Origin of the sequence: Streptomyces flavofungini (assembly GCF_041028215.1) — a bacterium.
Classification (GTDB): domain Bacteria; phylum Actinomycetota; class Actinomycetes; order Streptomycetales; family Streptomycetaceae; genus Streptomyces; species Streptomyces flavofungini_B.
The window spans coordinates 1-5614 of sequence record NZ_JASKYR010000509.1 but is presented as its reverse complement, the minus strand read 5'-3'; the positions used below and the strand labels follow the sequence as shown (position 1 = coordinate 5614).

Genomic DNA, 5614 nt, shown 5'->3' with positions numbered 1-5614 from the left:
GTGTCACGGGTGAACAGCGGAAAGCGGCGCGAGACCTTCCGCGGCTCCCCGTCCGGCCCCGGTGCGCTGACGGCGCCCTTGGCCTCGGCGTCCTCGGGGCCGGGCGCCGGGGCCTCCTCGGCCCGGTGCGCGCCGGAGGCCCCGGGTCCGCCGGTCTTCCGCTCGGGTTCTGCGTTCATGAGCGCGGCCCCTCTCCCGGGTCAGCTCGCGGCAGCGATGCGCTCGGCGGCCTCGACGACGTTGACCAGCAGCTGGGCGCGGGTCATCGGGCCGACGCCGCCGGGGTTCGGGGAGATCCATCCGGCGACCTCCGCGACGCCCGGGTGGACATCGCCGACGATCTTGCCGCTCTCGTCGCGCGAGACACCGACGTCCAGGACGGCGGCGCCCTGCTTCACGTCCTCGGGCTTGATGAGGTGCGGGACGCCCGCGGCGGCCACGATGATGTCGGCCCGCTTCAGGTGCGCGGCGAGGTCGCGGGTGCCGGTGTGGCACTGCGTGACCGTGGCGTTCTCGGACTTGCGGGTGAGCAGCAGCGGCATCGGGCGGCCGATGGTGACACCGCGCCCGACGACGACGACCTCGGCGCCCTTGATCTCCACGCCGTGCTGCCGCAGCAGCCGGATGATGCCGTACGGGGTGCAGGGCAGCGGCGCCGGCTCGTTCAGGACGAGACGGCCGAGGTTCATCGGGTGCAGGCCGTCGGCGTCCTTGTCCGGGTCCATCAGCTCCAGGACGCGGTTCTCGTCGATGCCCTTGGGTAGCGGGAGTTGCACGATGTACCCGGTGCAGGCGGGGTCGTCGTTGAGCTCGCGCACGACCGCCTCGATCTCCTCCTGGGAGGCGGTGGCGGGCAGTTCGCGCTGGATGGAGGCGATGCCGACCTGCGCGCAGTCACGGTGCTTGCCCGCGACGTACTTCTGGCTGCCGGGGTCGTCGCCGACCAGGACGGTACCGAGTCCGGGCGTGACGCCCTTCTCCTTCAGGGCCGCCACGCGGGCGGTCAGTTCGGACTTGATCGCGGCTGCGGTGGCCTTGCCATCGAGAATCTGGGCGGTCATGACCCCATCTTCCCGGATGAGGGCCGCCCGGTTCCAATCAGGGCGCCCCGGCGTCTCGCACCCTGATCAGCGAGGTTGCACTTGCACAACACCTGCGCGGCGCGGCTGGACAAATAAGCCATGGCTAAAGAACGATATGCGGCACAGTGCCGCGGGCAGTGTCGGGGGGACGGACCGCATCTGTAACACCTTCCTCCGTGATGTGCCGCGTCGTCCCCGCACCATCCCGACGGAGGAAGACCGCCATGAGTTACGGCGACCCCAACAACCCCTACGGTCAGCAGCCGCCTCAGGGACAGCCCGGTTACGGCCAGCCGCCGCAGGGCCAGCCCGGCTACGGCTACCCGCAGCAGGCCCCGCAGGGCGTCCCCCCGCAGCAGGGCTACGGCTACCCGCAGCAGCAGCCCGCCTCCCCGTACGGCGCGTACCCGCAGCAGCCCGGCGGCGGCTACGGCTACCAGGGCGGCGGTCCGACGGTGGCGTCCATGGGCCGTCGCTTCGGTGCCCGTGTGATCGACGGCCTGGCGTTCGGCATCATCTACGGCATCCTCCTCGCCATCGGCATCGCCGGTGCCGTGGGTGCCGCCTCCGACTGTGACCCGGGCTCGGTCAACTACGACAGCTGCATGAACGACGCCGGTTCCGACATAGCGTCCTCCATGGGCGCCGCCATCGGCGTCTTCGCGGTCATCGGCCTGCTCTACGAGTGGCTGATGACGGCCCTCGTCGGCGGCACGCTCGGCAAGCTCGCCGTCGGCATCCGCGTCATCAACGCCGAGACCGGCCAGAAGCCCGGCTTCGGCTCGGCCTTCGTCCGCTACATCATCCCGATCGTCGGCTCCCTGGCCTGCGGCATCGGCTCGCTCCTGGTCTACCTGTCCCCGTTCTGGGACAAGTCCGGGCGCCAGCAGGGCTGGCACGACAAGGCCGCCAAGACGATGGTGGTGCAGCGCTCCAACAACTAGGGCGCCGAATCGGCCAGGGCATCCGGCTGATCCGCTGTACGCGCGAAGGCCGCGCTTTCCGAACGGAAAGCGCGGCCTTCGTCATGTCCGGCCGGGGGCCGCCTCGGCCCCCTCAGCCGCCTCAGCCCCCTCAGTCGCCTCAGTGGAAGAAGTGCCGGGTGCCCGTGAAGTACATCGTGACGCCCGCCTTCTTCGCCGCCTCCACGACCAGCTCGTCGCGGACCGAACCGCCGGGCTGGACCACGGCCTTGACGCCCGCGGCGGTCAGGATCTCCAGGCCGTCGGGGAAGGGGAAGAACGCGTCGGAGGCGGCGTAGGCGCCGCGCGCCCGCTCCTCGCCCGCCCGCTCGACGGCGAGCTTCGCGGAGTCGACGCGGTTGACCTGGCCCATGCCGACGCCGACCGAGGCGCCGTCCTTGGCGAGCAGGATCGCGTTGGACTTCACCGCGCGGGACGCCTTCCAGGCGAACGCCAGCTCGGCCAGCTCGCTCTCGCTCAGGGCGTCGCCCGTGGCCAGCGTCCAGTGCGCGGGGTCGTCGCCCTCGGCCTGGAGCCGGTCGGTGACCTGGAGCAGCGCGCCGCCGTCGATCGGCTTGACCTCGACCGCGTTGGACGGCGCCCGGTCGGCGCGCAGCACGCGGATGTTCTTCTTCTTGGTGAGGGCTTCCAGGGCGCCGTCCTCGTACCCCGGCGCGACGATGACCTCGGTGAAGATCTCGGCGACCTGCTCGGCCATCTCCCTGGAGACCGGGCGGTTCACGGCGATCACACCGCCGAACGCGGACAGCGGGTCGCAGGCGTGCGCCTTGCGGTGCGCCTCCGCGACGTCCGCGCCGACGGCGATGCCGCACGGGTTGGCGTGCTTGATGATCGCGACACAGGGCTCGTCGTGGTCGTACGCGGCACGGCGCGCGGCGTCCGTGTCCGTGAAGTTGTTGTACGACATCTCCTTGCCGTGCAACTGCTCGGCCTCGGCGAGACCGCCGGTGCCGTCGACGTAGAGAGCGGCGCCCTGGTGCGGGTTCTCGCCGTAGCGCAGCACGTTGTGGCGCTCGTACGTGGCGCCGAGGAACTCGGGGAGGCCGGACTCGTCGGCGGCGGCGTAGTCCGCGGCGAACCAGCTCGCCACCGCCACGTCGTAGGCGGCCGTGTGCTGGAACGCCTCGCCCGCGAGCCGCTTGCGCGCGGTCAGGTCGAAGCCGCCCGCCTTGACCGCCGCGAGCACGTCGGCGTACCGCTTCGGGTCGGTGACGACCGCGACCGAGGGGTGGTTCTTGGCGGCGGCGCGGACCATCGAGGGGCCGCCGATGTCGATCTGCTCGACGCACTCGTCGGGCGTCGCGCCCGAGGCGACGGTCTCCTTGAAGGGGTAGAGGTTCACGACGACGAGCTGGAAGGGCTCGACGCCGAGCTCCGCGAGCTGGCGCCGGTGGTCCTCCAGACGGAGGTCGGCGAGGATGCCCGCGTGGACCTTCGGGTGCAGCGTCTTGACGCGGCCGTCCAGGCACTCGGGGAAGCCGGTCAGCTCCTCGACCTTGGTCACGGGCACTCCGGCGGCGGCGATCCGTCCGGCCGTCGAGCCGGTGGAGACGAGCTCGACGCCCGCCTCGTGCAGCCCGCGCGCGAGCTCTTCCAGGCCGGTCTTGTCGTAGACGCTGACGAGCGCGCGCTTGATGGGGCGCTGCGCGGCGTCGGCGTCCGTAGCCGCGGTGGCGTCCGCAGCTGTGGCGGCGTTCGTAGCAGCGGTGGCGTTCGAAGCTTCGGCGGTCACGGGATAAGAACCTTTCGTCCCTCAATGCGGTAGCCGTGCCGGGCCAGACGCCCCACGACATCGACGAGCAGCGTGCGCTCGACTTCCTTGATGCGCTCGTGCAGAGCGCTCTCGTCGTCCTCGTCCCGGACCTCGACCACGCCCTGGGCGATGATCGGGCCGGTGTCGACGCCGTCGTCGACGAAGTGGACGGTGCAGCCGGTGACCTTCACGCCGTACGCGAGCGCGTCGCGCGCGCCGTGGGCCCCCGGAAAACTGGGCAGCAGCGCGGGGTGCGTGTTCACGAACCGCCCGCCGAAGTGCGCGAGGAACTCCTTCCCCACGATCTTCATGAACCCGGCCGAGACCACGAGATCGGGCTCGTGCGCGGCCGTCGCCGCGGCCAGGGCCGCGTCCCACGCCTCGCGGGTCTCGTGGTCCTTCACCCGGCAGACGAAGGTCGCGATCCCGGCGCGCTCCGCGCGTTCGAGTCCCGCGATGCCGTCGCGGTCGGCGCCGACCGCGACGATCTCGGCGCCGTAGCCCTCGGCTCCCTCGGCACGGACCGCGTCGAGCAGGGCCTGGAGGTTCGTGCCCGAGCCGGACACCAGCACGACGAGCCGCTTGGGGCGGGAGGTGCCCTCGGCCCCTCGGGGGCGCTCGGTCCCTTGGAGGCGCTCGACCACAGCGCTCTTGGCCACAGCGGGGGCCTTTCTCGGAAGATCGGAAGATGCGTCTCGGTACGCGCGCCCTGCGGCGCGCCGCTTTGTACGGTCGTACGAAGGCTTCGCGTCCCTCGATACGGGGAACCCTACGAACCGGCCGACCGCCAGCAACGATACCGGCACACGGAACCGCCCCTCACGGGACGGGGGCGCGGCCGGAGGGTAGCGTCTGTGGGAAAGCCCCCCGATACCGACGAACGCCGAGTCGCCGAGCCGCACATGGGCTCCACCGCGGCCCTACCAAAGGGAAGACGCACACCTGATGCCGGACCGTAGCCGCCCTTCGTCTCCACCGCAGGACCCCGACTCCCAGGGACCGGAGTCCCGGGACGAGGGCACCCGGGGAACGGGCAAGGACGACGACAACCCCTTCGCGCCGCCGCCGGAGGGGACACCGGACCGGCCGTGGCAGCCGCGCGGGGACGGCACGGGGGGCGGCTCCGGGAGTGACTCGGAAGACGGCTCCGGCCGGAACTCGCCCTGGGGCAGTCAGTGGAGCGACCGCCAGCCGGGCCGCTCCGAGGGCGGCTTCGGCGAGCGTCCCGGCCGCCGCGACAACTCCGGCCAGGAGGAGCCCGGCAAGTCCGGCAACGGCGGCGGCCCGCGCTGGGACCCGACGGACCCCGCGCAGCGGCGCGCCCGCTACGCCCTGCTCTCCGGCATGTGGGCCTTCTTCTTCGCGCTGTTCGGCTGGCGGTACGTCGCGCTGCTGCTCGGCGCGCTCGCGCTGAGCTGGGCGATCCAGTCCCTGCGGGCGAGGCCGCGTACGCCGGACCCGACGGCGCCCGCGACGGCTGCGCCGGGCACGGCGTCACGGGGTACTGCCTCGCGGGGTACGGCCTCGCGGGGGACGGCCTCGCGGGGGACGGCCTCTCCGACGCGTCCGCAGACGACGGCGGCGATCAGCGGCCTGGTCACGGGCGCGCTCGCGCTGCTCATGGTGGCGGCCACGTTCACGGCCCAGCTCGTGTACCAGGACTACTACACGTGCGTGGACGACGCACTCACCAGCACATCGAAACAGTCCTGCGAGGACCTGCTCCCCAAGCAACTGCGCCCGCTGCTGGGCGAGCAGGACTAGGCGGGCCCGACCGGGGGCGGACCGCCCTGACC

General features: G+C 72.1%; 5 protein-coding genes. 2 read left to right on the top strand and 3 right to left on the bottom strand.

The features are described 5' to 3' along the window. Nucleotides 1-200 precede the first annotated feature (200 nt). Nucleotides 201-1061, bottom strand: coding sequence for a bifunctional methylenetetrahydrofolate dehydrogenase/methenyltetrahydrofolate cyclohydrolase (locus AB8Z36_RS28315; RefSeq protein WP_369216221.1), 861 nt, complete (start codon nucleotides 1059-1061; stop codon nucleotides 201-203). A 245-nt stretch (nucleotides 1062-1306) separates the two neighbouring features. On the opposite strand from AB8Z36_RS28315, the gene AB8Z36_RS28310 reads away from it, so the two are divergent. After that, nucleotides 1307-2026: an RDD family protein gene (locus AB8Z36_RS28310; protein WP_369216220.1), complete on the top strand. Its 720-nt coding sequence runs from the start codon at nucleotides 1307-1309 to the stop codon at nucleotides 2024-2026. A gap of 139 nt (nucleotides 2027-2165) precedes the next feature. Here the strand turns inward: AB8Z36_RS28310 and purH are convergent, their stop codons facing one another. Then, nucleotides 2166-3701 (bottom strand): bifunctional phosphoribosylaminoimidazolecarboxamide formyltransferase/IMP cyclohydrolase, encoded by a 1536-nt coding sequence (gene purH / locus AB8Z36_RS28305; protein ID WP_369216223.1) that lies wholly within the window; start codon nucleotides 3699-3701, stop codon nucleotides 2166-2168. 92 nt (nucleotides 3702-3793) lie between these two features. Beyond that, complete coding sequence (purN, locus tag AB8Z36_RS28300) at nucleotides 3794-4462, bottom strand: phosphoribosylglycinamide formyltransferase (RefSeq protein WP_369216222.1); 669 nt, start codon at nucleotides 4460-4462, stop codon at nucleotides 3794-3796. A gap of 301 nt (nucleotides 4463-4763) precedes the next feature. On the opposite strand from purN, the gene AB8Z36_RS28295 reads away from it, so the two are divergent. Next, the gene (locus AB8Z36_RS28295) at nucleotides 4764-5582 is read left to right on the top strand and encodes a hypothetical protein (RefSeq protein ID WP_369216219.1); all 819 of its coding nucleotides are present in this window, start codon (nucleotides 4764-4766) and stop codon (nucleotides 5580-5582) included. Nucleotides 5583-5614: the final 32 nt, after the last annotated feature.